The following is a 23,320-nucleotide window of genomic DNA, read 5'->3' as shown; positions in this document are numbered from 1 at the left end:
AAGTCGGCCCTGGAAGAGGCGATGAAGAACGGCGTTCGTGATCCTGCTTCGGCGGACTAACCGTCGACGAACATGACCGTCTCGTCGAGCGGCGCCCGGCCTGTACGGATGTAATCGACCGTGACGTCCTCGAACCCGATCGACATGCCGCAGAAGAGAATGAGCCCCTCCGGGGGCGACACGACCTCAGCGACGGTCTTGCGATACATCGACCACGCCATCTGCGGGCAACTGCTCAGGCCCTCGGCACGCAACAGCAGCATGACCGTCTGCAAGAACATGCCGAGATCGGCCCACTGAGGCCGGCCCAGGTCACGGTCGATGTAGCAGAACAGGGCCGCGGGAGCACCGAAACACTGCCAGTTGTCGGCAGCGGTCCTCTGCCGCGCCTCCCAGTCATCCCGCGAAATACCAAGAGCGCCGTAACGCTCCGCCCCGAAGGCGGATCGGCGCTCATAGTAGGGAGACTTCAGCGCGGGCGGATACGTCTCGTACTCGCGCTCATCCCAGGGATCACCCGTGGCCACCCGCTCACCCGCACGCTTCTTCAGCTCGGCCAACGGCCCACCCGTCACCACGTAGGCCCGCCACGGCTGAAGATTCGACGCGGAGGGGGCCCAAGCCGCCGCCGACAGCACCCGCTCCAGCACCTCCCGAGGAACAGGCCGATCGGTGAACCCCCGCACCGCCCGTCGACTCGTGACCGCCTCATAGACGTCCAAGATCCCCACCTCCCATCTTTGTTACGTTCGCGACGGTATCATTCAATACTATTCGATGACAAACGCGTCCGACACAGGTCAAAGCTGGGGTCGCATCCGGGAAACCGCGCCTGCACAAGCCGCGGCCACCCACAACAACGTCGTGGACAGACCCTGGTTCGGTCGGCCGTTGTGGGAGATGGAGCCGACCGACGCCTATGCCTACTTCGGGAAGGCGGTGCGCGGCACCGCGAAGGGCACACGGCTGTCACGGACCCAGGCGCTCAAGTCGTTCGTCTTGCCCCTGGAGCCACTTGCTTCCTGAAGCCTTGTCCCTGAAGCCTTGTCCCTGAAGTCTTGCCCCTGAAGTCTTGCCCCTGGAGCCGCGGCACGAGATCGAGATCCGCCAAATGGCGGACCGCGCGATCAGGTCACCCAAGCGGGATTTGTCATGACTTGTCGCACGGCGCGCTTACGCCTCGCCGCCCGCGGGATAGGCGAACCGGGTCAGCAGCTCCCTCAGCTGCTCGGACTCGTCAGACCCCAGGTCGGCGACCAGATGCTCAGCCAGCGGCTCCGCCGCCACGTGGGCCGCGTCGAAAAGCTCGACGCCCTGAGGAGTGATCTCCACGGCCCGCACCCGCCGGTCCCCCGGAACGCTCTTGCGTACGGCCAGCCCCTTACGCTCCAGGTCGTCCACGACCCGCATGATCCCCGCCTTGTCCGTCCCCGTCGCCGCCGCCAGGTCCCGCTGCACCGTGGGTCCGCGGTCGACCAGCACGATCAGCACGGCGAAGTGCCGCAACTCGATGCCGAGCGGCCGGAGCGCCTCTGACATGACCGTGGCCGCGCGCCAGTGCGCCTGACGCAGCAGCAATCCCAGAGCGAAAGGCGAGGCATCCCCGGGGCGGTCGGTCGCACGCGAGGCGGTGGCCCTACGGGGAACATCGGCGCTCATGAGGCTATGTTATCGGCCATCTTTTCATTCGATACCGTAACAAATGAAATTAATCACCTGCCGACGGTGTGGGCGCTCAGTCCCGTCCGGGTACGGCCATCTCACCGAGTAGAGACCAGTCGTCCTGAGGAACGGTCGCGTTCACGATGCGCGGCGTCTCGGCGAGGTACGGCGGCAGGGTCCGCTGCGCCTGCTTGAAATGCTCGGACTGGACGTGCGCCGCCCCGGCCTCGTCATCGCGAAACGCCTCGACCAGCACATACTCGGTCGGATCCGCCACACTGCGCGACCAGTCGAACCACAGGCAGCCAGGCTCGTCGCGGGTCGCCTGGGTGAAGTCGCCGACGATCTCAGTGAACCGGTCGGCGTGCTCAGGCAGGACGCGGAACTTCGCGGTAATGAAGATCATGGAGGCCATTTCCTTAGGTGAGCTGCGTACAGGTCGAGATTAGCGTCAGCGCCTCGCCGAATCGACGTACCCACCAGTGGTCTCCGGCAGGCACATGCGCGAAGGCTCGTACAGTCGGCTGGCGTCAACGCACGCATTGACGCCAGCCGGCGGCACGAGCCTCAAGCGACGACCCGCTCAGGAGCCTGACCTACTTCACCAGACGAACCGTCATCGGATAGCGGAACGGGTTCTCCGAGAGCGCCGAAATGCCACCGGCAATGGACAGCACGACCGCCGCCACCCAAATGAAGGGAAGAAGCACGACCCCGATGATGGTGAACGGCAGCAGGAACGTCGCCCCCACCACCGTGAGCTGGAAGTTCAGGGCCTCCAACGCGTGCCGCCGAATGTAGGGCGAGGTCTTGCCGCCCGTCAGCAGCAGGATCAACGGCCCGATGACCGGGAACCCCACCAGCGTCAGCAGATGAGCCGCCGAAGCCCCGAGCCGTTCGTTGCTCTCCGGCGCCGCCTCGGGCCGAACCGGCGCGGACATGGGGCGAATCCTGGGGATGGCACTCGTGCCGTACAGCTCCGCCATGATGGGCATCAGATCACCGTGCGTACGCGCGGTCATCGCGCGCTCCAGCCGGTCGTCGAACTCGAGCTTGTCGAAACGCCCCTCCGCGTAAGCCGCCTGAACGTGCTCGACCACGTGCTCACGGTCCTGGTTGGTGACGCGCAGGTGAGCCGGCGGCACCTGTCCCGGGCCCCGGTGTGTGGGTACCCCAGCCATAACAGCCATGCCTCTCCTTAGATTCGTGCGGTCTCCCTCCATACTGACCACCGCACGTCATCATGGCCATCGGGAGAATCCCCGATGTGTCCCCTAGATCACCCCGACGCGCGTGACCGTTTGGCGGTATAAAAAGGACTCATGAGATGGCGAGACCGCTACGGCATTCGGCGGCTGCGCGGTTCCAAAATCGCGAAGTTCGACCGGGAAGCCACTGACGCCGATATCGAGGCTCTCATCGCCTTCGCCAAATCGCGGCGAGGCGTCGAGTTCTTCGTCGAACCCGAAACCTTCGCGACCGACACCACGGCCGTCGCCGTGGCCGACGACGGCGAGTGGACCCGCCGCCGGGTCGGCTCCCCCGCCGTGATCCACAAGGTCGCCCGCGACCTGGCTCTGCCGGTGTACGACGTTCAGATCATGGGCTACCCACCCCGGATGCGCGCGTACAACGAACGGCGACGTCGCGAGGAGAACCAGTAGCCGTCACAGCCCCCCGTCCTCACGTCTCCACCCGCTCGGCGCCGGCCAGCACCTCACGCACCGAGGACCATCCGGCGAGAGCGTCCCGTACGTCCGTCCGGGTCTCCTCCCGCAGCGCCTGCGCGTGGGCCCGTTCGAGCACGTCGTCCAGGCGCTCGATCCGGCCGCTCGTCGCCGACCGCACCGCCGCCTCCACCATCGCCAGGCTCATCACGTTCTCGTGCACCTCGCCGGACGGCGGCTCCCCGGTCCGGAGCGCCCGCGTGAACACCTGCAAGGCGCCGGCGATCCCGGAGTACGGCGGGCCGGCCGGTTCACCGGCGGCCACCTCGGCGTCGAGGACCGGGTCGTGGTCGCCGTCCCAGAGCGCGGTGCCCTTCTCACCGCTGACCCGCCAGCTCCCGTTCCACGAGGTGATGTCGCCGGGACTGCACCAGCTGCCGTTGTAGACGTACCGGGTCCCGCCGTCCATCTCGAACACCACGGTCGCGTTGGCGTCCCCCGCGAACCAGCTCCATGGCGGGTTGTACGACTGGCAGTACGCCGTCACCGGCTCGGCCCGGAGCAGGAAACGCGCCGAGTCGAAAGCGTGGATCGCCATGTCGATGAGCAGCGGGTACGCCATCAGATCGCGAAACCCGCCGAACCGCTCAGACCGGAAGAACGCCGTGCTCACCGTCCCGATCGCGCCGAGCCGCGCGGTCATCCCCCGCAGCGCGGCGAGCTGCGGGTTCCAGCGGCGGGACTGGCTGACCATGAACAGTTCGCCGGTGACCTCGGCCGCGGCGGCCATGGACAGCGCCCGGCTCACGTTCTCCGCGACCGGTTTCTCACCGAGCACCGGCAGACCGGCGAACAACGCCTCGGTGGTCACCGGGTGGTGCGCCTCGGGAATGGTCACGTTGATCAGCGCCTGGGCGCCGGTCTGCCGGGCGAGGGCGACGGCGTCGGCGCCGACCGGGAGGTCCGGCAGGCCGGCCGAGTCGGCGACCTCCCGGGCCAGCGCCACGTTCAGGTCGGCGATGCCGGTGAGCAGCACCTCGGGCGAGTCGGTGACCGTGGACAGCCAGGCCCGGCCCATGCCGCCGGCGCCGACGATGACCACGCGGAGCGGGTCCGCCGGGCTGGAGGGGATCGTCCGGAAGCTCACTGCAGCGGTCCCGTGTAGCCCTGGCCCTGGAAGAACTCCTCGGTCGCGTACCGCAGGAGCACGGGATGGCTCCGTTCCGGCCGGTCGGTGCGGGCCCAGGCGACGCCGTTCGCGATGACCCGGCGCACGTCCTTGTGATGGTAGGTGGGGTACGCCTGGTCCCCCGGCCGGAAGTAGAAGATCTTGCCGTGGCCGCGGCGGAAGGTGCAGCCGCTGCGGAAGACCTCCCCGCCGCTGAACGAGCTGACGAACACGAGCTCGTCCGGTGCCGGGATGTCGAAGAACTCCCCGTACATCTCATCCTCTTCGATGATCAGCGGGTGCGGCACGCCCTTGGCGATGGGGTGCGTGGGGTCGACCGTCCAGATGAGCTCACGGTCGTGCTCGTCGCGCCAGCGCAGGGTACAGCTCGTACCCATGAGCTTGGTGAAGATCTTCGACCAGTGCCCGGAGTGCAGCACGACGAGCCCCATCCCGGACAGCACATGCCGGTGGACGCGCTCGACGACCTCGTCGGCCACCTCGTCGTGCGCCGCGTGACCCCACCAGGTGAGCACGTCGGTGTCGGCCAGCACCTCCTCGGTCAGCCCGTGCTCCGGCTCGTCCAGGGTGGCGGTACGGATGACGCAGCCGTCGGCGAGGTTCTCCTGGATGCCCTCCGCGATCGTCGTGTGCATGCCCTTCGGATAGATCTTCGCCACGTGCTCCTCGATCTGCTCGTGACGGTTCTCGCCCCACACCGTCACACGCAGCGGGCCGGCAGTTCCGTTTGTCATGTCGAACCTTTTCTGCTGGGGGATTTACTTGACCGCGCCCGCCGTCGTGCCCGCGGCGACGTAGCGCTGGGCGACGACGAGCAGGACGATGGCCGGGATGGAGGCGAGCACGGCGGTGGCCATGACCGAGCTCCAGTCGTTCACGTATGTCCCGATGTAGGTGTAGAGCCCGAGCGTCACCGGGCGCACGTCCTCGGTCGTGGTGAGGGTGAGGGCGAACAGGAAGTCCGCCCAGGAGAAGAGGAAGGTGAACAGGGCCGCGGTGATGAGCGCGTTGCGGCTCATCGGCAGCACGATGGAGACGAACGTCCGGACGTGACCAGCCCCGTCGACCCGGCCGGCCTCCAGGACCGCCCGCGGGATGTTGATCATGAACGCGCGGACGATCAGGATCGCGAACGGGATGCCCGCGGTCGAGTCGGCGAGGATCAGGCCCGGGATCGAGTTGAGCAGTCCCAGGTCGTTGTAGGCGGTGTAGAGCGCGTTCGCGATGACGATCCCCGGGATCATCTGCGAGATCAGGATCCCGAAGAGGAACGCGCCCACGAAGCGGATCTTGAACTGCGCCAGGGCGTAGGCCGCCGGCATCGCGATCAGCAGGCTGAACACGACCGAGCCGAGGGCGACGACCAGGCTCGTGACCAGGTTGCGGCCCTGCTGACCGAGCGCGGTGGCGTAGCCGTCGAAGCTGAAGTCGAGCGGCAGCCACGGGGTGCCGACCGCCGAGCCGCCCGGCTGCAGCGAGACGTTGACCATCCAATAGATCGGGAACAGCAGAACGGCGAGGATGACGATCCCGGCGGCGGTGCTGCCCCAGCCGGCCCGGGTGCGCCTTGTGGTGATGGTCATGACGGCCTCACTCGTCCGCGGCACGCCGGTTGGCGCGCAGGTAGAAGATGGCGAACACCAGGGAGATCGCGATCAGGATGTTGCCGAGCGCGGCACCCTGCCCGAAGTCGAACTGCTGGAACGACAGGTGGTACGACTGCGTCGCGATGGTCTGGCTGGCGTTGGCCGGCCCGCCGCCGGTCAGCGCCAGGATCACGTCCAGCACCTTGATCGTGTAGACCACGCCGAGCACCAGCACGACGCTCACCACCGGGCGCAGCAACGGCCAGGTCACATACCGGAACCGCTGCCAGCCGCCCGCCCCGTCCAGCGCGGCCGCCTCGTACAGGTCCTCCGGGATGTCCTGGAGCCCGCCGTAGAGAATGGTCAGGTTGAACGGGATGCCGATCCAGATGTTCACCAGCATCACCGCCACCAGGGCCAGCGAGGTGCTGGTCAGCCAGCCGGGGTGGTCGCTCGCCACCCCAATGGCGTCCAGGAACCGGTTGAGCGCGCCGTTGTCCTTGTCGAGGATCCACCGCCAGACCGCGCCGGAGGCGATCAGCGGGATCAGCCACGGCAGCAGGATCAACGACCGGAGCACACCGTTGAGCGGGAAGCGGCGCCGGAAGAACATCGCCAGCGCCAGACCGATGACGAACTGCGCGGCGATCGAGCCGGCGGTGAACAGGACGGTGTTCAGCATGGCCTTGCCGAACACCGGGGAGGACACCACCGCGGCGTAGTTGGCGAACCCGACCCACGGCGCCTCGCCGGTGTAGAAGGTGCTCGTCGAGTACTCCTGGAAGGCCATCAAGAAGTTCTTGACGATCGGGTAGCCGAAGAACGCCACCATGTAGATCACGGCCGGGGCCAGGAACAGCACCTGCGCGGCACGATTCTGGAAGTGGAGCGAGTGCCAGAAGGGGGGCCGGGCATCGATTCCGTCGTCCGCCACGATGGCCGGCGGTGGTGGATCTGTCTGACGCACCATGGTGGACGGTTGTGGGTGCTCAACCATTCTGAGCCGTTTCCAGGGCCTTGGCCGGTGCGGCCTGGCCGGTCAACGCGGACTGGAACGCGGTGTAGATCTTCGTGGCCGCCTTCGGCCAGTCCGCGCCGAGTTCACCGGTGCGGGCCCGCGCGGTCGGGATCTGGTCCACGAAACCGGCCATGTTCGGGTTGCTGGAGCTGAACTTCTCCAGCAGCGCCTTCTTGGTGGGGATGGTCTGGGTGTCCTTGGCGAGGCTGAGCTGGTTGTCGTCGGAGTTGAGACAGGCGACGACCTTGGCGGCCTTGGCCTGCTTGTCCTTGTTCCCGGTCTGCGGCACGGCCCACGTCTCACCGCCGAGCGGCGCGACGATCGGTTTGCCGGCGACCGGTGCCGGGATCGGCGCCACCGCGTAGTTGACGCTCTTGCCCTCGGCCAACGCGGGGAACTGCCAGGGCCCGTTGATCGCCATCGCGGCCTTGCCCGCCCGGAACTGGTCGTTGACGTCCGCCTGGGTCCAGTTGAGAGCGGACTTCGACACCGAGCCGTCGTTCATCAGGTCGACCCACAACTGCACGGCCTGCGCGGTCTCCGGCGTCGCGATGTTCTTCTCGTCGCCGCCGTTGGACCACATGAACGGCAGGAACTGCCAGGTGCCCTCATAGTTCGCCGGTGCCGAGAACGCCAGCCCGTACGTGCCGCCGGAGGTCAGCTTCTTGGCCGCCGTCTTCAGCTCCGCCCAGGTCGTCGGCGGCTTCACGCCCGCCTTGTCGAGCAGGTCCTTGTTGTAGAACAGCCCGATGGTGTTGGTGATCGGCTGCAGGCCATAGAGCTTGTCCTTGTACGTAGAGGCGCTGACCACGCCCTCCACGTACCCGTCGGCCTTGAGCCCGAGGTCGTTCAGCGGAGTGAGGGCGCCGGTCTGGGCGATCTGCTGCAGATCGGGGTTGTCCAGCATCAGGACGTCCGGAAGGGTCCGCGAGGACGCCTGCTGGAGCACCTTCTGGATCAGAGTCGCGCCGGGCACCGCCTCGCGCTGGATGGTGACACCTGCCTGCTTGCCGCAGGCGTCGATGGCCTTCTGCCAGACCGTCTTGCTCGGCTCGTTGTTGTAGTAGTCGAGCACCCGCAGGGTCGAGGAGTCGCCGCCGCTGTTCGAGCCACCGCCGTTCGAGCCGCCGCCGCAGGCGGTGAGGGCGAGAGGCAGGGTGAGCATCGAGGCGAGCGCGGCCTGGGCGCGGCGGGAGCGGGGGGAACGGGGGGAGCGGATCATGTCGTGTCCTTTCGGATACGGAGGGTTCCGGGGTGAATCAAGCAGTCGATACGCATCGACTGCGGCGGTACGAGCGTCCGTCGATACGCATCGACGATGCTTATCGGGGCCCCTGACCGAGGCCGTCGGTGATCAGTTGGAGGGAGTAGACATCACGGTCGTCCGACGGGTGAGTCGTGGCGCGACCAGGTCGATTGCGGGACGTTCCACCCCGGAACTCGGATCGAGTAACCAGAACAGCGTCTCCATCGCGCGCCGGGAGACGTCGCGCGGTTCCACGGAGATATTCGTGTATGGCGGATCGGACTGTTCGGCCCAACGGTCGGAACTGAGTCCGATGAGGGAGATGTCACGGCCCGGCACGACGTCCTTCTTCCGCAGCGCGTTCAGCAGCGGCATGATCGCGTCGCTGTGCGGCACCACCACTCCAAGACGCCCGCCAGTCCGCCGGGCGTCGTCGCTGTGCGGCACCACTGCTCCGAGACGCCCGCCGGTCCGCCGGGTGAGGAGCTGATCGGCCGCGGCGGCCTCCTGCCCATGGTCGACCGGTTCGATCACCGTCAACGGAAGGCCGCGCACCCGCGCCTGCCGCCGCACCGATCGCAGAAAGCGGCCGACGTAGTTCAGGCCACGCTCCATCGCCGCAGCCGGGTAGCCCACAATGACGATCTCGTCGTGGCCGGTGTCGGCCAGCTCCTCGACGGCCATCCGGGCCGCCGCCTCGAAATCGAGGTCGACGCAGTGCAGCCCGGCCGGGTCGGCCGGCACACCGATGAGCACCACCGGAACGGACAGCGCGGCGGCCACCGGGACCCGCTCGTCCTGCTCCTCGATGTCCATCATGATGATCGCGTCGCACAGGGCCCGTCCGGCGAGGCGCCGCAGACCCGCGGAGCCCTCGTCCGCGGTCACGAGCAGAACCTCGTGATCGTGGGCGCGGGCCGAGCTGGCGATGGTCTCGATGAACGGCAGCAACCCGAAGGCATCGCCCCCGGCCCCGAAGCGCACCACCAGACCGACCACCCGGGTGCGGCGCTCCGCGAGAGCCCGGGCGCCGGAGTGCGGCTCGTAGGTGAGCTGTGCCATCGCGTCAAGGACCCGCTGCCGCGTGCGCTCGGAGATGGGTCGCTTGCCGGTCATCACATAGGACACGGTGCTCTGCGAAACACCGGCGATACGCGCGACGTCCTTGCTGGTGAACGCCGCCATGACACCTCCCTGGGGAAATCGTCGATGCGTATCAATGGCAAGTGCCGACAGGCTACGACGGCGATCGTCCGAGCCGCAAGACATCTCCCTGCAACATTTCGCGCGATCCGAGCGTGTCGTCATGGTGAGCGGGGAATCGTGGCGACGGGACGGCATATGGCCCGAATCGACGAAGTGCCGGTCGCGCCGCGGGCATCGCTGCTGTGGGCGGGGGTGGGTTGGGTCAGGCGGCTGCTGGTCCGGGCGGTTGGACGTGCGGCTGGGGGTTGGGTCAGGCGGCTGTTTCCTGGTCTTCGTCCAGGAGGTTGATCAGCGGGAGCAGCCAGCCCGCGTGGACGGGACCCATCGCGGTGTCCAGTTCGGACGGGGTGGGGAGGCGGTCGAGCAGGGTGGTCGGGGACAGGAGCTGTTGCAGGGCGTGCATGAGCAGGTTGGCCATCGAGTAGCTCGGGTCGGTGGTCAGGGCGCGTTCGAGGGCGATGGTGGCCAGGACGCTGTCGCCCGTGCGCCAGGAGGCCATGGCCAGCAGGGACGCGGCCGGTGGGGTGAAGCGTGGCTCCAGGCGGCGGGTGAGGTCTTTCCAGAGGGCGGCGTGGGTGTCGCCGGCGAGGGTCCAGGCTTCGTCGCGGACTCTGATCACCGCCAGGTCGAGGCCCAGTCTGGCCGCTTCGGCGTCGTCCAGGCGGCCACCGGCGGCGTGGGTGGCCAGGGCGGCGCGGACTCTTACCAGGCCCCGGGTGACGAACTGCTGGGCGAACGCGTTCACGTCCGTCGCCTCCATCAGCCGGGCTCGGAACTCGGCGACGACCTCCGCCGTGGCGCGGCGCATCGACACCCGGACGGGGCCGGTGAGCGGGGCGATGGTGCGTTCCAGGCTCTGGCGGTCGGGCAGGGCCACCAGGCCGTGCACGGTGGCCTCGGCGGCGATCTGGCTGGTCGAGGTGTCGTACGGAGTGCCTTCGGGAGGGCAGCACTGGGGCACGTCGCACACGTACGACCAGTAGCGGCCGCCCTCGGCTCTCAGGGCCTCGTCCACGCCGACACCTACCCGGGCGGCCAGTCGACGGGCCTCGTCCACGGCGGGGGTGACCCGGTCTCCAGTGCCGTAGCCGATCAGGATGATGTGGGTGATGGCCTCACGATGGAACAGCGCCGACAAAGGCTCCAGCGTGCCCGGCGGAAACGGTAGTGGCCAGCGGGTCGCCAGCTTGGCCTGGCCCCGGGCGAGACCGAGCACGATGAGGCTGTCGACCGGGTGGAACCCCACGAGGTAGGGCACCGCTGCGAGGACGTCGGTGGGGCTGGTCAGGGTCAGGCAGGGCTCGGAGGCGTTGGTCGTCATGAGGCATGAGGGTGCCTGGACGGAGGGGGTCCCGGATGCGCCGAACCGCGTTCTGGGGATAACGGAACGTCAGGGGGTGGGAGTTGGGGCCAGGCGGTCGCGGACGAACAGGGCCGCCCCCGCCACCCCCGCCGGCATCGCCACGACCGCCACAAAAGGCACCAAGAACAGCAAGAACACCACCACCCCGAACCCCAAGGCCCCCGCCTTGTTCCCCCGCAGCAGCGCGAACCGCCCCTTACGCCCCATCCCCCGCCGTTCCAGCGCCAGCGTGGTCAGCTCCACCGTCAGGAAGAACCCGGACACCATGGCCCCCAGCACCGGCACCACCGTCTGCCCGACCACCGGCACGAATCCCAGGAAGAACAGCGGCACGGTGAAAAGCAGCACATAGCCCAGCGTCACCAGACTGTCCCGCAGAGACCGAGGCAAGGTACGCCACCACGGCTGCTCCTCCGCCCCCGGCAGCGGATCCACCGTGGCGGACAGTTTCTCGTAGAACGGCTCCCCGATCGCCAGCGTGAGCGCCGTGAAGGTCAGCACCGCCAGCGCCAGCCCGCCGAGGACCAGCGCGATCCCGATCAGCGTACGGAAGAGGTCCCGCCACCCCCACATGTCGGCGAACGGCGTAAGAAATTCCGCCATATCCGACGCGTTCGTGCCGAGGAAGATCAACGCCACCACGTACACGACAAAGGCCAGCAGCGCCGGGATCAACCCGAACAGCCACCACCGGCCATTCTTGGCGACCCAGCCCACACCCTGAAGGAAGAAGCCGACGCCCGCCAAGAAGTCGCGTACTGATCGCATGCCCGGCACGCTAGCGCCAGAACGACGTCACCGCGTAGCCCAGTTCGCCGAAAAGGTCGCGGATCAGCGGCAGCGAGATGCCGAGCACGTTGCCGTGGTCGCCCTCGATGCCCTCGACGAACCAGCCGCCCCGCCCCTCGATGCTGAACGCCCCGGCCAGGCCCAGCGGCTCGCCGGTGTCGGCGTAGGCGGCTATCTCCTCGTCGGACGGCATGCCGAAGCGGATCACGGTGCTGGCCACCTCGGCCACCTGCCGGCCGGCGGGGACGTCGATGACGCAGTGGCCGGTCACCAGGCGTCCGGTCCGGCCGCGCATCATCCGCCACCGCTCGACGACCTCCTCGGCCGTGGCCGGCTTGCCGTACGGCCTGCCGTCGAGCTCCAGGATCGAGTCGCAGCCGATGACCAGGCCCTCGTCGAGCCCGCTCGCGACCGCCGACGCCTTGGCCTTGGCGAGCTCAAGGGCGAGCGCGGCGGGCGAGTAGGCGGTGTATGGCTCCTCGTCGACGCCGCTGACGATCACCTTGGGGTCGAGTCCGGCGCTGCGGAGCAGGGCCAGCCGGGCAGGGGACGCTGAAGCCAGGATGATCACCGCACCAGCTTACCGTTCAGCGGTCGAAGTTCGGCTGGCCGGGTAGGTCCATGGAGTCCCCGTCGAAGATCGCGCCGAGCAGCTCGGCCAGCTCGGCGGGGAGGGTGGCGCTCTCCTGGTTCAGGACGTCGGCGACGGCCCCGGCCTCCATCCGCCCGCGAGTCGCCCGCCCGGCCAGCAGCGACATGATCATGGGCGCGATCAGCGGCAGCAACCTCATGATCGTGCGGCCGTCGACCCCCACCAGCCGTGACAACCCGTCGGCCGCCTGCTCGGTGCCCTGCCCGCCGAGTACGTGCCCCAGGATGCTCTGCCCGTCACGCGACAGCGACGCCACGTCGCCGTTGAACGGGTCGGCGTCCACATGGTCGTCGAGGGCGGCGCGCAGCGCCTCCGCACCTTCAGGGTGCGCGGCGTTGCGCGCCAGGCCGCCGATGATGGTGCCGGACACCGTCGTGAGCACGATACGGGCCGTTGCGGTGTCCGTGCCGAGCAGCCCGGCGACCTCCTCCAGCCCGGCATCGCCGAGCTCTGCGAGAAGCTCGTCGTTGAGTGTCACATCGGAGACCTGCCCGGCGCGGCCTCAATTTACGTTACGGGCTTGCCCAAGTCCCCGGAAAGCCCGGCGGCGGCGTAGGCGCTCGCCTCGTCCAGCGTCTCGTGCTCCAGCAGGGCGGCGACGATGGCGTCGAGCTTGTCGCGGTTCTCGCCGAGGACGCGCAGCGCGCGCTCGTAGCACTCGTCCACGATCCGCCGCGCCTCCTCGTCGACGGTGGCGAGCATGGCGGGCGAGGCCTGCGGCGGCTGGCCGTCGCTGGGCAGGATGGTCAGCGGCCCGACCTTCTCCGACATGCCCCAGCGCCCGACCATGCCACGGGCGATCATGGTGACCTGCTCCAGGTCGTTCTCGGCGCCGGTGGTGATCACGCCGAACACCACCTGCTCGGCCGCCATCCCGCCGAGCGCGCCGGTGATGCGCCCGCGGAGATACTGCTCGTCGTAGGCGTAACGATCGGTGTCGGGCGTGGACAGCGTGACGCCCAGCGCCCGCCCGCGCGGGATGATCGAGATCTTCCTGACCGGGTCGGCGCCCGGCTGCAGCATGCCGAGCAGCGCGTGACCGGCCTCGTGGAAGGCGGTCCTGGTGCGCTCCTCCTCCGGCATCACGATGCTGCGCGCCGCGCCGAGCTGCAGCTTCTCCAGCGCGTCGGCGAAGTCGGCGATGCCGACCTTCTCCTTGCCGCGCTTGGCGGCCAGGAGCGCGCCCTCGTTGACGAGGTTCGCCAGGTCGGCGCCGGTCATGCCGGGCGTGGTCTTGGCGATCTGGTCGAGGCTGACCTCGCCGTCGAGCGGTACGCTCCTGCTGTGTACGGCCAGGATCGCGGTACGGCCGGCGGCGTCGGGCAACCCCACCTGCACCGTGCGGTCGAACCGGCCCGGCCGCAGCAGAGCCGGGTCGAGGATCTCCGGCCGGTTCGTGGCCCCGATGACGATGACGCCCTCGACGCCGGAGAAGCCGTCCATCTCGGTGAGGATCTGGTTGAGCGTCTGCTCGCGCTCATCGTGCCCGCCGATGCCGCCGGCGCCGCCCCTGGCCCGGCCGATGGCGTCGATCTCGTCGATGAACACGATCGAGGGAGCGACCTTGCGCGCCTCCTCGAACAGGTCGCGTACCCGTGACGCGCCCACGCCGACGATCATCTCGATGAACTCCGACGCGCTGGCGGAGAAGAACGGCACGTTCGCCTCACCGGCCACGGCGCGGGCCAGCAGGGTCTTGCCGGTGCCGGGAGGACCGGCGAGCAGCACGCCCTTGGGCAGCTTGGCGCCGAGCCTGCGGTATTTGTCGGGGTCCTTCAGGTAGTCGACGACCTCGACGAGTTCGTTCTCGACCTCGTCGATGCCCGCCACGTCCGCGAACGTGGCCCGCATCTGACCCGCTTCGACCGGCTTGGCCGCCTTGGACCGGCCGAGGCCGCTCAGCCCGCCGCCGCCCATCATGCTGGCGCCGCGGCGCATGACCCAGATCCAGAGTCCGGCCAGCAGCAGAACGGGGAGCAGGGAGAGCAGCAGGTTGACGAAGAAGCCGCGCCCGCCGTTGATCGGGTCGGCCTTGATGTTGACCCCGGAGCTCTCCAACTGCTGGTAGAGCTGGTCGTTGTTGGCGAAGGCGGGGATCTCCGTCTTGAACTTCGTGTACGACTTGTTGCCGCTGTCGGGATCCTTGGCCGCGGCCCGCAGATCGCCCTCGACCGACAGGCCCGTGGCGTAGATGTCCTTGACGTTCTTCGAGGTCACCTGCTTGGTGAACTCGGTGTAGGACACCGTCTCGACGGAGCCGGAGTCGAAGAAGGACGAGACCAGGAAGAACGCCGCGTACACGACGAGCAGCGTGACGACGAAGCGCCACCAGTTGATCTTCGGGCGACCACCGCCGGACGAGCCGGGCAGCCCTTCCGCGCGCCAGGGCGGCTTGGGCTTGTCTCTGTCAGGCGCCTGCGGCTGTCCTGAGCGTTTGTCAGGCGCCTTCGGCTGACCTGGGCGTTCCACGGCGTCACTCCCCCATATCGCCGTACATGATCTTCTAGCCTAGAACACGCACCCCGGAAACCACGCGCGTGATGTCACGCCACCTGGTCCGCTGCGACTCCGGCACTGTCACGAACGCCAGCCCCGGCTTGGCCATTCCCCCGTCGAGCACGACCACGGCCGCCCGCGAGACGTGCTTGCCGTACCTGACCTGGTAGGCGAGCAGCCAGCCGCGCTTGATCGGCTGGGAGACCAGCCAGCGGATCCGGGCGCCCTTAGGGTGGTGGTTGAGCGTCCAGCGGGCGGCGAGCAGCGCGGTGTCACGCGCCGACTTCTGCTCCTCGATCGGGAGCGGGCAGGTGACGAGCATGCCCCGCTGGTTCGAGCCGCGCTTGAGCGGGAGCACCTGCTTGCTGGTGAACGGCGCCGCGCGATGCGCCTTCCACGGCTTGCCGAGCCTGGGCACGATCAGGCCGGTCCGCCGGTCCTTGATCACTCCCTTGCCGGGCTTGGTCATCTTCAGCCGCGCGACCTTCTTCGGCAGCTTGGGGACCCGGGGGTCGGCGTACAGGGCCTCCATGGCGGTGTATCCGGGCGCGATGGTCGAGCCGGGAGTCGGTGTGGCGCGGGGAGCGGCCGCCTCGGCGGAGTCCACCGGCGAGGGAGACACCGACGGCTCCGACGAGGCTGTGGCGGGGGGCGGCGCGGACGAGGTCGGCACGGTCGATGGCGCGGCAACCGGCCGTGCGGCGACCTCGTCCGGCCGCGACGGGAGCAGCATGACCAGCGTGACAGTGACGACCGCCACCGCGGTCACGACTGCGAGCCCCCGGTATACATCCCGCATCCGCAGATCGCCGATGCGGGATCGCCTGGGTGAAGAAACAGGGGTTCCCGGCCTGGCAGCAGTTCTCACACGGGAACCTTCGGTCCCATCATCCCCATCGAGCACGATCGGGAGCGTACGACAAATCCCGCCATTCCGCTTATGAAGCGGCCGAAGTGTCATCATGGCTTCGTGGAACAGGTGGAGCTCCGATTCGACCCGGCCTCGCAAGCCTCCCAAACGCACACGAATCTCTCCGCGTTACGGCACGACGGCAGCGGTCTGTGGCTGGCCGGGGACGAGACCGCCACCATCGAGCATCTGGCCTGGACCGGCGTGAACTACGCGGGTCAGCGCACCTTCCGGCTGGCCGACTACGTAGGGCTGCCCGCGGGACCCGAGGACGAGGCGGACATCGAGGGCCTGGCCAGGGCTGACGGCCACCTGTGGGCCGTCGGCTCGCACAGTCTCAAGCGCCGCCGGATCAAGTCGGCCAAGGACCCGGCCAAGGCCGTCAAACGGCTGGCGACCGTGGTCCGTGAGGAGAACCGCTTCATCTTGGTACGCCTGCCGCTCAACCCAGCCACCAACGCCCCGCTGCCGGGCGCGATCCTCTCGGGCCGGGACAACATCGCCGCCCATCTGGAGGACGACCCGCACCTCGCGCCGTTCCTCGCGCTGCCCGGCAAGGACAACGGCCTCGACATCGAGGGCATCGCGGTGCTGGACGAGCGGGTCTACCTGGGGCTCCGTGGCCCGGTGCTGCGCGGCTGGGCGGTGGTCCTGGAGATCAGGCCCGTCGAGAGCCAGCCGGGCCGGCTGCGGCTGCGCGAGCCGTACCGCAAGCACTTCCTGGACCTGGGCGGGCTGGGCGTGCGGGACCTGTGCCCGTACGGCCGCGACGTGCTACTGCTGGCCGGACCGAGCATGAGCCTCGACGGGCCGGTGCGCGTGCTGCGCTGGCGGGTCCACAGGGCGGGCGAGGTGGTCGCGGCGGACGAGCTGGAGACGGTCGCCGAGCTGCCGTACGGCATCGGCTGCGACCACCCCGAAGGGCTGGCCGTGCTGGCGGACGGCAGGCTGATGATCGTCTACGACAGCCCGTCGCCCGCCCGGATCACCCCGGCGGGCGGCGTCCTGGCCGACGTGATCGAAATCTAGCGCCCGTCGCGACCGTCCGTCACAACCGCCCTGATCGAGAGGTGGCGCCCGTCACGACTGGGCGACCCGCCCATACAGCCACGGCGCGTCGGCGACGAATGTGCACGACCCCGGCTCGATCTCGGTGAACCCGGCGTCCCGCACCACGGGCAGCCCCGCGGCCACCTTCGCCTGGAAGTCGCCCGCCGCCGCGGTGCGCACCGTCACGGTAAGCCCGGCCGCCCGCCACGCGGCGCGTTCGGCCTCGTCGCTGGCCCACCAGGCGAGCTGGGCGGCGTGCCCGGCCTGGGCCATGGCCTTGCCCGCCGACATGGCGAGCCCGGGGTTGGCCCACAGGATCGGCGGCTCGGCGGGCGCGAGGTCGCCGGTGTCGGTCAGCTCGGTGCCCGACACCTGCAACCGGGCGAGGTCTCTGGGCCAGTCGTCGAGCGGCACGGGCGGGTGCACGCGCACCTCGGCCGTACGGTGCTCGATGGTACGGCCGGGCAGCGCCAGCGCCCGGCGCCACTCGGCGCCCCTGGCCCGGCGCACGACCTTGCGGATCTTGCCGGTGGACTGCCAGGCGTGCAGCTCCGCACCCCACTCCCCGGGGTCGTCGAGCAGGCTCAGCACGGCCGTCGCGGCCGCCTCCAAAGCGTCGGTACGCTCCGGCGGCGTCGCTCTCTCGATCCTGACCACCAGCGGCAGGACCATCAATTCTGCGTCACTCATCGCCCTTTAGCATGCCCGATGGCCAGGGACATGCCGGCGGCCAGGAGGCAGAGGGCGCCGGAGACGTACCAGGCCAGGTCGTAAGCGCCCAGGTGGTCGCGGGTGAGCCCGGCGCCCACGGCGGCGAACGCGGCGCCGACCTGGTGCGAGCCGAACACCCAGCCGAACACGACCGCGCCGTCCGCCCCGTAGATCCGGCGGCACAGCGCCACGGTCGGCGGCACGGTCGCCACCCAGTCCAGCCCGTAGAACACGATGAAGATCAGCATGCTGGGCTGGGTCGTGGCCGCGAACAGCCCCGGCAGCACCATCAGCGACAGCCCGCGCAGCCCGTAGTAGACGCCGAGCAGGATCTTCGGATCCACCTTGTCGCTGAGCCAGCCGGAGGCGACCGTACCCGCGATGTCGAAGATCCCGATCACCGCGAGCAGCCCCGCCGCGACCGGCTCGGCCATGCCGTGGTCGTGCGCGGCGGGGATGAAGTGGGTGCCGACCAGGCCGTTCGTGCTGGCGCCGCAGATGGCGAAGCCGCCCGCCAGGAACCAGAACGCCCGGGTCCGCGCCGCCGACCTGAGCACCGTGAGCGCCCGCACGGCCGCGTTCTGGTGGACGGGCAGGGTACGGACCGTGCCGGGCTCCGCCCCCAGCGCCGTGGTGCCCACGTCCTCCGGATGGTCGCGCATCAGCCACCACACGAACGGCACCACCGCCAGCGCGGCCCCCGCCACGGTCAGCGAGGCCACCCGCCACCCCGGCCCCTCGGCCAGCTGGGCGAGCACCGGCAGGAAGATCAACTGGCCGGTGGCGCCGGCCGCGGTGAGCAGGCCGGTGACGACACCACGGTGCTTGACGAACCACCGGTCGGTCACCGTCGCCACGAACACCAGCGCCATGGACCCCGTACCCAGCCCGACGAACACGCCCCAGAACAGCAGCAACTGCCAGCTCGCCGTCATCAGCACCGTGAGCCCGCTGCCGATGGCCACCAGCAGCAGCGCGAGCGACACCACCCGCCGCATCCCGAACCGGTCCATCAGGGCGGCCGCGAACGGCGCGGTCAGGCCGTAGAGCACCAGGTTGACCGACACCGCGAGCGAGATCGTGCCCTTGGTCCAGCCGAACTCCGCCTGGAGCGGCGTGATCAGCACGCCGGGAGTGGCACGGAACCCGGCCGCGCCGAGAATGGCCACGAACGCGACGGCCGCGACGAACCAGGCCCGATGCAGCCGCCTGGTCCGGGGGGTGGTGCTTATGGTCATCCGCTAATCCTGATTTATCCGCACCTATGGCCGCGAGTGGCCGGATAGCCAATATGTGAAAGAATTCGGCCATGGCCCATCGCGTCGCGGTCCTCGTTCTCGACCACTTCGCCCCTCTCGACCTGGGCGTTCCCGGCCAGGTCTTCTGGTCGGCGGAGTCGGCGACCGGCGAGAAGCTCTACGAGGTCGTCACCTGCTCCCCCGGCCGCCGGCCTGTGCGCTGCTCGGCCGGATACAGCGTGCTGCCCGACCACGACCTGGACGTCCTGGACACAGCCGACACGGTCCTGGTCCCCGGCATCCACGCGGGCCGGGCGATGAAGGACGGCACGATCCAGCCCTACCTGCGCGACGCCCTGCACGGCCACAAGCGGATCATGTCGATCTGTACGGGGGCGTTCGTCCTGGCCGCCGCGGGCCTGCTGGACGGCCGCCCCGCCACCACGCACTGGCGCGAGGCCGCCCACTTCGCCCAGCTGTTCCCCAAGGTCGACCTGGATCCCTCGGTGCTGTTCATCGACGACGGCGATGTACTCACCTCGGCGGGCGTGGCGGCCGGACTGGACCTCTGCCTCCACGTGATCAGACGCGACTACGGCACCGAGGTGGCCAACCGGGCGGCCCGCCGCTGCGTCATGCCTCCCTGGCGCGACGGCGGCCAGGCCCAGTACATCGACCGCCCCTTCCCCGACCCGACGGGCACCAGCACCGCCCCGACCCGCACGTGGATGCTCTCCCACCTGGACAAGCCACTCGACCTGGACGCCCTGGCCGGACACGCGAAAATGAGCGTCCGCACCTTCACCAGACGCTTCCGCGAGGAGACCGGCCTGAGCCCATCACGCTGGCTGACCAAACAACGAGTCGACCACGCCAGACACCTCTTGGAGACAACGGACGCGGGAGTGGAGGAAGTAGCCCGCCGAGCGGGCTTCACCACCACGGTCTCCCTCCGCCAACACCTCCACGCCGCAGTCGGCGTCGCCCCACTGACCTACCGCCACACTTTCCGCCGCTAGGACGGCGTCCGTCCTGGGGCCCCTCCTTGGGCCCTAGCCACCACGGACCGCCTTCTTCCACTCCCCCGGAGGGGCCTCCCTCTCGAGGAGCCCAGCCACCACGGACGTCTTCTTCCGCGCCCTCGGAGGGGTCACCACAGACCGCTTTTCTCTCTCCGGAAGGGGTCTCCCTCCCAAGGACCCCAGCCACCGCGGCCCGCGTTCTTTCCTCCCCCGGAGGGGGGTCTCCCCCCAAGGACCTCAGCCACCACGGACCGTCATAGGGACCGAGACGGCTGCCCGCTACGGAAGCCACGGTCAACAAGACGCACGTATCGGCGCCCGACCCCGTGCGGGTTCAGCGGGCGTTTTCCTGGAGGCCCTCAGCCACGTGCGGTGGGTGGCGGTGGGTGTGGCTTGCCGTAACGGATGGAAGGGGTTTGTCCGGCCCGCAACAAAGCGGGTGCGGCTTGCCGTAACGGATGGACGGGTTTGTCCGGACCGTAACAAAGCGGATTACTCGAATAGGTCTGGTTGCTCGCGGGTGATCTGGTCGTGGAGGGGCTGGTAGTTGATCCAGCCGACCAGGTCGTTGCCGATCTGCTGGTGAGTCAGGGCCGCGTTGTCCGGCGAGATGGGCACCACCTGCCCGGCCGCCTGCGCGACGAGCTGCACCTGCGCCGAGCGTTCCATCGTGATGAACCACCACGCCGCCGCGTCCACGGTGTCGCCCACCGTCAGCAGCCCGTGGTTGCGCAGCACGACGGCCTTGTTGCCGCCCAGCGCGGCGGCGATGCGCTTGCCCTCCTCCAGGTCCGTCACCACGCCCGTGTAGTCGTCGAAGAGCGAGACGTCCTCATAGAAGGCGCAGGCGTCCTGCGTGATCGGCTCGATGACCCGCCCGAGTGCCGACAGCGCGCGCCCGTAGACCGAGTGGCTGTGCGCGGCCGCCACCACGCCGGGCCGCGCCTGATGCACCTGCGAGTGGATGGCGAAGGCCGCCTCGTTGACGGGGTAGCGGCCCTCGACCACCTTGCCCTCGTGGTTGACGAGGATCAGATCGCTCACGCGCACGTGCTTGAACGACATGCCGAACGGGTTGACCCAGAAGTGGTCGGTCAGCTCGGGGTCGCGGGCGGTGATGTGTCCCGCGACGCCCTCCTCGAAGCCCAGCTTGCCGAAGACGCGCAGCGCGGCGGCGAGCCGCTCCTTGCGATGGCGCCGTTCCTCCTCGACCGTCTCGAACGTCGGCGGCAGGCGAAAGATCAGGTTCTCCGGCATGAGCCCTCCTCAGAGTCCGGGATCAGGTTAACCGAACCAGGTTCTGACAGCCTCGTCCAGCGAGTCGTCCGGGGTGCCCGCCCAGGCCACGTACCCGTCCGGGCGGATCAGCAGCGCGTCGGCGGGCGGCGCCGCGCACGTGGCCGTGACCACGTCGATCCGGCCGTCCCACACGTCCTTCCGAACGCCTCCCGCCAGGTCGAGCAGCAGCGGCCGCCCCTCCCGCATGAGCGTGGCGAGGGGCACCGGCTCCAGCTCCAGGTCGGGTACGAAGTGGCCGGTCAGCGGATGCGCCGGGGCGCCCATGGGATAGGTGACATCCGCGCCAGACATGAGCGCAGATATCCGGCCACGTGCGCTCTTGTCGTGGAGCAACTCGCCGAACACCTCGCGCAGCGCCGTCACCTCCGGCCCCGGCGACATGAGCGCGAGCTGGGCCTTGCTGTGCATGGTGACCCGCTCGGCGGCCAGCCGTCGCTCCCGGTCGTAGCTGTCGAGCAGACCGGGCGGCGCCGCGCCGCGCACCGTGGCCGCCAGCTTCCAGCCGAGGTTGGCCGCGTCCTGGAGACCCAGGTTCAGCCCCGGCGCCCCGACCGCGGAGTGCACGTGGGCGGCGTCCCCGGCCAGCAGCACCCTGCCCGCCCGGAAGCGGTCAGCCATCCGGGTGTTGCGCCCGCTGAGGCGGCGCAGCAGGTGCGGCCCCGGACCGGGCGGGGTGGCCAGCACGATGTCAACGCCCAGCACTCTGGACAGGCTCTCGCGCAGCTCGCCGAGCGTCATCTCGACGTCCTCGCCGGGATCGTCGCTGTCCCACTCGACGCAGCTGATCGTCAGAACCTCGGGACTCATGGGCAGCAGGGCGTACGCGCCGCGCTCGGTGCGGTGCCAGGCGTAGAGGGCGGTCGTGCCCACGCCGGGCAGCTCCAGCTCGGCCCGGTCCATCCGGATCGTCGCCTCAGGTAGGACGACGTGGGCGGCCCGCGAGATGACGGAGAAGGCGTTCACACCGGGAAAGCCGATGCCGGCCTGCTTCCTGACCGTGCTGTGGGCGCCGTCGCAGCCGACCAGGTAGCGGGTGCGCAGCTGCTCGCCGCCGTCTAGTTCGAGCGTCACGCCGGCCTCGTCCTGGGTGAACGAGGTCAGCTCCCGCCCCCGCCTGATCTCCACGCCCAGCTCGCGGGCCCGATCCTCGAACAGCTCCTCCAGGCGGGCCTGCTTGATGCCCATGGCGTAAAGCGTGTTGCCCTCGATCTCGGCCAGGTCGAGCGGCAGCGCGCCGAACAGGAACATCGGGATCGGTCGCGGCGGCTCGGCGACATCCAGGAAGCGCCGGTAGAGGCCACGCTGGTCGAGCAGCCTGACGACCTGCCCGACGATGCCGTTGGCCTTGGGCGCCTGGCTCCGCTCCGGCAGGCGCTCCAGCACGATCGGCCGCACTCCGGCCAGGGCCAGCTCACTGGCCAGCATCAGCCCGTTGGGGCCACCACCGGCGATGACGACGTCCGCGGTCATTGGGGCTCTCCTTGCGCGGTTGGGTCGGGCACTCGGATGGCAAGCGGGTCAGACAGGCCGGTGGCGAGCGGGTCGGGCAGGCCGGTGGCGAGTTGGCGCATCGCCTCTTCGATCAGGGGAAGGAGCGGCACCGCGGGCTCGACGAGCAGCCAGTGGCGGACGGCGGTCTGCGTGGCCGTGATCACCGCGGTGGCGACCAGCTGCGGGTAGAGGTCGCGTTCGTGGTCGGTGCCGGTGCGCTCGGCGACGGCCGCGGCCAGCTCGGCGTCGGCGGAGAAGAGCACCCGCAGCGACTCCCCCTCCATGGCGGGCGCGCTGGTCAGCAGCCGCAGGGCGGCCCGCATCTCAGGGCTGGGCGCCTGCATGGTCCGCTCCGCGTTCTCCCACGGCGCCAGCATGGCCCGCCTCACCGCCTCCCACAGCGGCTCGCCCGGCGGCCTGTCGCGCAGCACCCGCGCCGAGTGCCTGGTCCGGTCGACGTGGCGGGCGGCGAGCGCCTCCCATTTGCTGGAGAAGTAGTTGCTGAACGTCCGCGGCGACACCCCCGCCGCCTCGGCGATGTCCTCGACCCGCACGTTGTCCAGGCCGCGCTCCATGGCGAGCTGGAGCGCGGCGGCCATCAGGGCGTCGCGGGTCGCCTGCTTCTTTCGTTCGCGTAGCCCGGTCATGCCCCCAGAGTACAGAACTTTGCTGGCTCAGCAAATTTTCTGACTCCGCAACTTTCCGACACCCCTCCAGCGCGGCCG

25 protein-coding genes are annotated in these 23,320 nt (G+C 69.3%); 4 read left to right on the top strand and 21 right to left on the bottom strand.

Going from position 1 to position 23,320, the window contains the following annotated elements:
* Positions 1–56: 56 nt before the first annotated feature.
* A complete protein-coding gene (locus tag ACIBO2_RS35940; RefSeq protein WP_358557114.1) occupies positions 57–722 on the bottom strand; it encodes a nitroreductase in 666 nt (221 codons plus the stop codon).
* A 142-nt stretch (positions 723–864) separates the two neighbouring features.
* Between ACIBO2_RS35940 and ACIBO2_RS35935 the strand changes: the two genes are divergently transcribed.
* A complete protein-coding gene (locus tag ACIBO2_RS35935; RefSeq protein WP_397302751.1) occupies positions 865–1,026 on the top strand; it encodes a hypothetical protein in 162 nt (53 codons plus the stop codon).
* Between the two features lie 147 nt (positions 1,027–1,173).
* On the opposite strand, the gene ACIBO2_RS35930 is transcribed toward ACIBO2_RS35935, so the two are convergent.
* The 3 genes from ACIBO2_RS35930 to ACIBO2_RS35920 form a co-directional block, all read right to left on the bottom strand.
* Positions 1,174–1,659 carry a MarR family winged helix-turn-helix transcriptional regulator gene (locus tag ACIBO2_RS35930; protein ID WP_358557108.1) on the bottom strand — a complete coding sequence of 162 codons (486 nt, stop codon included), beginning with the start codon at positions 1,657–1,659 and terminating at the stop codon, positions 1,174–1,176.
* 76 nt (positions 1,660–1,735) lie between these two features.
* Positions 1,736–2,068: a putative quinol monooxygenase gene (locus ACIBO2_RS35925; protein ID WP_225288839.1), complete on the bottom strand. Its 333-nt coding sequence runs from the start codon at positions 2,066–2,068 to the stop codon at positions 1,736–1,738.
* Positions 2,069–2,258: 190 nt separating this feature from the next.
* Complete coding sequence (locus ACIBO2_RS35920; protein ID WP_358555297.1) at positions 2,259–2,843, bottom strand: DUF1707 and DUF4870 domain-containing protein; 585 nt, start codon at positions 2,841–2,843, stop codon at positions 2,259–2,261.
* Positions 2,844–2,984: 141 nt separating this feature from the next.
* Here ACIBO2_RS35920 and ACIBO2_RS35915 point away from each other — a divergent pair, with 141 nt between their 5' ends.
* A complete protein-coding gene (locus ACIBO2_RS35915) occupies positions 2,985–3,326 on the top strand; it encodes a hypothetical protein (protein ID WP_357940043.1) in 342 nt (113 codons plus the stop codon).
* Between the two features lie 19 nt (positions 3,327–3,345).
* On the opposite strand, the gene ACIBO2_RS35910 is transcribed toward ACIBO2_RS35915, so the two are convergent.
* The 12 genes from ACIBO2_RS35910 to ACIBO2_RS35855 form a co-directional block, all read right to left on the bottom strand.
* Positions 3,346–4,476, bottom strand: coding sequence for a Gfo/Idh/MocA family protein (locus ACIBO2_RS35910; RefSeq protein ID WP_397302747.1), 1,131 nt, complete (start codon positions 4,474–4,476; stop codon positions 3,346–3,348).
* A complete protein-coding gene (locus tag ACIBO2_RS35905; protein WP_358555286.1) occupies positions 4,473–5,252 on the bottom strand; it encodes a ThuA domain-containing protein in 780 nt (259 codons plus the stop codon). The genes ACIBO2_RS35910 and ACIBO2_RS35905 overlap by 4 nt, the downstream gene beginning before the upstream one ends.
* Positions 5,253–5,276: 24 nt before the next feature.
* Positions 5,277–6,101, bottom strand: a complete 825-nt coding sequence (locus ACIBO2_RS35900; RefSeq protein ID WP_358555283.1) for a carbohydrate ABC transporter permease — start codon at positions 6,099–6,101, stop codon at positions 5,277–5,279.
* A gap of 7 nt (positions 6,102–6,108) precedes the next feature.
* Positions 6,109–7,074: a sugar ABC transporter permease gene (locus tag ACIBO2_RS35895; protein WP_358555280.1), complete on the bottom strand. Its 966-nt coding sequence runs from the start codon at positions 7,072–7,074 to the stop codon at positions 6,109–6,111.
* 19 nt (positions 7,075–7,093) lie between these two features.
* Complete coding sequence (locus ACIBO2_RS35890) at positions 7,094–8,344, bottom strand: extracellular solute-binding protein (RefSeq protein WP_397302744.1); 1,251 nt, start codon at positions 8,342–8,344, stop codon at positions 7,094–7,096.
* Positions 8,345–8,476: 132 nt separating this feature from the next.
* A complete protein-coding gene (locus ACIBO2_RS35885) occupies positions 8,477–9,676 on the bottom strand; it encodes a LacI family DNA-binding transcriptional regulator (protein ID WP_397302741.1) in 1,200 nt (399 codons plus the stop codon).
* Positions 9,677–9,824: 148 nt separating this feature from the next.
* Complete coding sequence (locus ACIBO2_RS35880) at positions 9,825–10,895, bottom strand: DUF4192 domain-containing protein (protein ID WP_397302738.1); 1,071 nt, start codon at positions 10,893–10,895, stop codon at positions 9,825–9,827.
* Positions 10,896–10,964: 69 nt separating this feature from the next.
* Positions 10,965–11,705 carry an EI24 domain-containing protein gene (locus tag ACIBO2_RS35875; RefSeq protein ID WP_397302735.1) on the bottom strand — a complete coding sequence of 247 codons (741 nt, stop codon included), beginning with the start codon at positions 11,703–11,705 and terminating at the stop codon, positions 10,965–10,967.
* Between the two features lie 10 nt (positions 11,706–11,715).
* Positions 11,716–12,297, bottom strand: coding sequence for a nucleoside triphosphate pyrophosphatase (locus ACIBO2_RS35870; protein ID WP_358555258.1), 582 nt, complete (start codon positions 12,295–12,297; stop codon positions 11,716–11,718).
* Positions 12,298–12,313: 16 nt separating this feature from the next.
* The gene (locus ACIBO2_RS35865) at positions 12,314–12,856 is read right to left on the bottom strand and encodes a DUF937 domain-containing protein (protein WP_358555256.1); all 543 of its coding nucleotides are present in this window, start codon (positions 12,854–12,856) and stop codon (positions 12,314–12,316) included.
* Between the two features lie 29 nt (positions 12,857–12,885).
* Positions 12,886–14,847, bottom strand: a complete 1,962-nt coding sequence (gene ftsH, locus ACIBO2_RS35860) for an ATP-dependent zinc metalloprotease FtsH (RefSeq protein ID WP_358555253.1) — start codon at positions 14,845–14,847, stop codon at positions 12,886–12,888.
* A gap of 34 nt (positions 14,848–14,881) precedes the next feature.
* On the bottom strand, positions 14,882–15,673 hold the full coding sequence (locus tag ACIBO2_RS35855) for a hypothetical protein (protein ID WP_358555250.1): 792 nt from the start codon (positions 15,671–15,673) through the stop codon (positions 14,882–14,884).
* Between the two features lie 171 nt (positions 15,674–15,844).
* On the opposite strand from ACIBO2_RS35855, the gene ACIBO2_RS35850 reads away from it, so the two are divergent.
* Positions 15,845–16,813, top strand: a complete 969-nt coding sequence (locus ACIBO2_RS35850) for a DUF3616 domain-containing protein (RefSeq protein ID WP_397302731.1) — start codon at positions 15,845–15,847, stop codon at positions 16,811–16,813.
* Between the two features lie 51 nt (positions 16,814–16,864).
* Here ACIBO2_RS35850 and ACIBO2_RS35845 read toward each other — a convergent pair whose 3' ends face one another.
* Complete coding sequence (locus ACIBO2_RS35845; RefSeq protein WP_358555244.1) at positions 16,865–17,524, bottom strand: peptidyl-tRNA hydrolase; 660 nt, start codon at positions 17,522–17,524, stop codon at positions 16,865–16,867.
* On the bottom strand, positions 17,521–18,783 hold the full coding sequence (locus ACIBO2_RS35840; RefSeq protein ID WP_358555241.1) for an MFS transporter: 1,263 nt from the start codon (positions 18,781–18,783) through the stop codon (positions 17,521–17,523). Before ACIBO2_RS35840 ends, ACIBO2_RS35845 begins: the two co-directional genes overlap by 4 nt.
* Before the next feature lie 71 nt (positions 18,784–18,854).
* On the opposite strand from ACIBO2_RS35840, the gene ACIBO2_RS35835 reads away from it, so the two are divergent.
* Positions 18,855–19,802, top strand: coding sequence for a DJ-1/PfpI family protein (locus ACIBO2_RS35835; RefSeq protein ID WP_358555238.1), 948 nt, complete (start codon positions 18,855–18,857; stop codon positions 19,800–19,802).
* 495 nt (positions 19,803–20,297) lie between these two features.
* On the opposite strand, the gene ACIBO2_RS35830 is transcribed toward ACIBO2_RS35835, so the two are convergent.
* The 3 genes from ACIBO2_RS35830 to ACIBO2_RS35820 are packed head-to-tail and all read right to left on the bottom strand — an operon-like array spanning position 20,298 to position 23,242.
* Positions 20,298–21,062 (bottom strand): class II aldolase/adducin family protein, encoded by a 765-nt coding sequence (locus ACIBO2_RS35830; protein ID WP_358555235.1) that lies wholly within the window; start codon positions 21,060–21,062, stop codon positions 20,298–20,300.
* Between the two features lie 27 nt (positions 21,063–21,089).
* The gene (locus ACIBO2_RS35825) at positions 21,090–22,574 is read right to left on the bottom strand and encodes an FAD-dependent monooxygenase (RefSeq protein ID WP_397302726.1); all 1,485 of its coding nucleotides are present in this window, start codon (positions 22,572–22,574) and stop codon (positions 21,090–21,092) included.
* Positions 22,571–23,242, bottom strand: a complete 672-nt coding sequence (locus tag ACIBO2_RS35820) for a TetR family transcriptional regulator (protein WP_358555229.1) — start codon at positions 23,240–23,242, stop codon at positions 22,571–22,573. The genes ACIBO2_RS35825 and ACIBO2_RS35820 overlap by 4 nt, the downstream gene beginning before the upstream one ends.
* Positions 23,243–23,320 lie beyond the last annotated feature (78 nt).

This window comes from Nonomuraea sp. NPDC050022, from assembly GCF_044460705.1.
Classification (GTDB): domain Bacteria; phylum Actinomycetota; class Actinomycetes; order Streptosporangiales; family Streptosporangiaceae; genus Nonomuraea.
Note: the sequence above shows the minus strand (reverse complement) of the source record. Positions and strands in the feature narration are given on the sequence as shown.